Below are 3,419 nucleotides of genomic sequence, written 5' to 3' on the forward strand. Positions count from 1 at the left end.
GTTATCGGATTTGGTGGTAAATGCACTGAGATTGTCAAGAGGAATAGGTTGCTGGGCATAAGCAGATTGACTTACAATAACCGCTATGCCACAAACGATTAACTGTAAAAACGAACATTTGATTTTAAACATACTTGGGTAAGCTTGGTAGGTTTTTGATTAAATACCGGCCGTAGGTCGCCGAATCGCGTGCAAATTACGTGATAAGTATTGGTAAAATTGCATTTAATTAGATGAGAATCGCGAGCTTGCCTGCTTTTGGTATTCGGTGCGTTCTCACGCATTTTTCAATCAGTTTTATCTGACTAAAAAGTTTATTTTTAAAATGAAAAAATTATTTCTTACCGCGTTTAGCCTGGCTACGGCGTTTGCTGCTCATGCACAACTTCAACCTGCGAAACAAACTCCTGAATCAAGCGAATTGTGGAGCCCGGTTCCACGTGTGGTAACGCCAGGTAAAAGCAATGCAGCGGTATCAGGTTTCACCGCGCCTTCTGACGCAATCGTACTTTTTGACGGAAAAAACCTGGACGCGTGGGTTTCAGGAAAAGATGGAAAATCGGCTGCTCCGTGGACAGTTGCCGATGGCGCGATGACAGTAGCTCCCAAATCAGGAGATATCCAGACTAAGCAGACTTTTGGTGACTACCAGCTTCACATTGAATGGAGAACACCAGCGAAAGTGGACGGAAACGGACAGGGACGTGGTAATAGCGGGATCTTTATGCAGGGAATTTATGAATTGCAGGTACTCGACAGCTACAACAATGCAACTTATTCAAACGGACAGGCGGGTTCAATCTATAAGCAAACCATGCCGCTGGTAAATGCTTCTGTTGGGCCAGGCGAGTGGCAGACTTACGATGTGGTTTACACTGCGCCGCATTTCAATAAAGACGGACAAATGACGATCCCGCCTTACATTACCGTGATCCACAATGGAGTTTTGGTGCAAAACCACACGATGATCCAGGGTACAACACCTTACATAGGTCAGCCTACGATTGAGCCGCACGGAAAAGGACCTATTAAATTGCAGGACCACAACAATACGACGAGCTTCCGCAACGTCTGGATCCGCGAGTTATAATAAACAAACGGGTATAATAATTGAAGAGGCTTGAACGATTTAAAACATCGTTTGAGCCTTTTTTGTTTTGTAATAAATAAAGTAAGTACCCAATTCAAGGAGCGATTATGCAGGAGATAGAACCCTATTATAACTGGGAAAAACATTATGTGGCAAGTCACGATGAGAAGTCGCCCTTTTTCGGCAGGACTTACAATCTGGACTATTATGAAAATGCGATTTACGGCTACTATATCCACCCGCTCTGGGACGAAATAGGTTCGGAAACGCTGTATGTGAAGATTATTTTTGCTGATTACAAAAAGCGTTTCGCAGTGATCGAGGTATTTGGCGAATGGAACGACACGCTGCACAACGATATCATGTTTTTCAAAAGGCAGGTAGTAGACCCGCTCGTGGACGAGGGGATCAACCAGTTTATATTAATGGGAGAAAACCTGCTAGATTTTCACGGCAGCGAGGATGATTACTATGCTGAATGGTTTGATGATATCGAAGACGGGTGGATTGCCGCAGTCAATTTCCGGGAGCACGTGGAAGAGCAATGGAAGAAGTTCAGGCTGGATTACTACATTAATTTCGGCGGGACTTTGCACATCGGCAACTGGCGCACATTGCAGCCGGAGCCGTTTTATGAGCTGGTTAAAAATTTGATGGTTAGAAGGTTAGAGTGAAAGAAAGCAAGTCCATTTGTTTGTAACATCCAAACTCCTTTGTAGCTTACAACCCTTACAGTTTCAATTGTTTAACCTTAAACCTGTTTATCCCATGCCCGAAAACGACAAACCACTTCCGGAAGATGCACAAGAATCGCTGGAAACTACAAGAGAGGAACTCAATACTGCAACAGCAGAAGCCAGAGAGGAGATCGTGGAGGAGGCAGGAGGAGACGCAGACGGTATCAAAACAGAAATTTACGAAACAGCCGACGACCTGAAAGCCGAAGCTGAAACCGCCATTGAAGAAAGCAAAGAGTCCATTGCAGAGCTGGAAGAAGAAGCGACCATTGAAGTGGAGGAAGTGAGAGCGGCGGCGGGCGAGCAAGTTGAGGAAGTAAAGGAGGTAGCAGAAGAGAAAACGGAAGACGCTAAATCTGCAATTGCAGGTCTGCAAAATGAAGTTGAACTGGGCATTGCGGCTGGAAAGGATAAGGCGGGTGAGATTTACGAAGATTTGTCGGAAAAAGCTGAGGACCTGAAAGAAGCGGCAATTGACAAGTATGAGGATCTCAAAGAAGATGCTGCCGAAGCTTACGAGGAAGCCAAAGAAATAGCCGCTGAAAAGCTCGCAGAAGCGCAGATTATAGCTGCTGAACTGAAAGCCAAAGCGGAGGAAGAATTGGCAGAGCTGAAAGAAGCAGCTTCCGAAAAGTATGTGGAAACCAAAACGAAGGCCAAAGGTTTCTGGGCCAGGTTGTTTGGCGGTTAGGCAATCTCAAAAAGCATAATATAAAATGCCCGGTCTCAGGTCGGGCATTTTGCATTTAAAATTTACTTCGGTTACAACGGATTACGGCTGATTTTCATCTTGGTATATATTCCGGTTCACCTTATCTATATATGTTATGAAAATTTCCAAACCAGTACTTCAGGCAGTTGCAGTGGCAGTCGCATTGAGCACAATTACCGCTTGCGCCGACATTGATATCAAACCAGGAAAGGAGAAAAAGGCGAAAACACGCACCCTGGATTATTGTCCCGGCTGCGGAATGGGTTGATCTTTACTCCCTATGCCGCAAATATTTTCCACAATCGCCTGCAACCTCGACGCGCACATTCTGCAAGCGTCTATTCCTTTATTTGAAATGGAAAAGGTGGAAGCCATCGAATGGTCTTTCGATGCTCTTTTCAAGGTGAACGTGATACCTGAATGGTTTACTGATTTTATAAAAGAATTCAGTGACCAGAACAGGCTGATCGGTCATGGCGTATACTTCTCCTTGTTTTCAGGAAAATGGTCGGCAGAGCAGCAAAACTGGCTTGATCAGCTTGGCAGGCTCTGCGGCCAGTTTCAGTTCGATCACATTACCGAGCACTTCGGCTTTATGACCGGCGATGATTTTCACAAAGGCGCGCCGCTCGGTATTCCCTTTAATGCATCAACACTGGCTATTGGAAAAGATAGACTGGCGCGCATTCAGAATGCATGCAATTGTCCGGTAGGTTTAGAAAACCTGGCTTTTTCCTATTTGCTGGATGAAGTAAAAAGGCACGGGGAGTTTCTCGGTCAATTGGTAGAAAGTGTCAACGGCTTCATTATCCTTGACCTGCACAACCTGTATTGTCAATGCCACAATTTTGATCTTGATTTTGGAGACTTCCTTTCATTT

Annotated in this window: 5 protein-coding genes; all 5 read left to right on the forward strand. The window is 44.9% G+C overall.

Annotated features, from left to right (window positions below; genetic code table 11):
* Positions 1-325: 325 nt before the first annotated feature.
* Complete coding sequence (locus ACTIE6_RS20695; protein ID WP_439558444.1) at positions 326-1,090, forward strand: 3-keto-disaccharide hydrolase; 765 nt, start codon at positions 326-328, stop codon at positions 1,088-1,090.
* Between the two features lie 107 nt (positions 1,091-1,197).
* A complete protein-coding gene (locus tag ACTIE6_RS20700) occupies positions 1,198-1,764 on the forward strand; it encodes a hypothetical protein (RefSeq protein ID WP_439558445.1) in 567 nt (188 codons plus the stop codon).
* Between the two features lie 94 nt (positions 1,765-1,858).
* Positions 1,859-2,518, forward strand: a complete 660-nt coding sequence (locus tag ACTIE6_RS20705; protein ID WP_439558446.1) for a hypothetical protein — start codon at positions 1,859-1,861, stop codon at positions 2,516-2,518.
* A gap of 136 nt (positions 2,519-2,654) precedes the next feature.
* Positions 2,655-2,807: a chryseobasin-related MNIO class RiPP peptide gene (locus ACTIE6_RS20710; RefSeq protein WP_439558447.1), complete on the forward strand. Its 153-nt coding sequence runs from the start codon at positions 2,655-2,657 to the stop codon at positions 2,805-2,807.
* 12 nt (positions 2,808-2,819) lie between these two features.
* On the forward strand, positions 2,820-3,419 hold a 600-nt coding region (locus ACTIE6_RS20715; protein ID WP_439558448.1), incomplete at its 3' end, for a multinuclear nonheme iron-dependent oxidase.

Origin of the sequence: Dyadobacter sp. (assembly GCF_051859145.1) — a bacterium.
Classification (GTDB): Bacteria; Bacteroidota; Bacteroidia; order Cytophagales; family Spirosomataceae; genus Dyadobacter.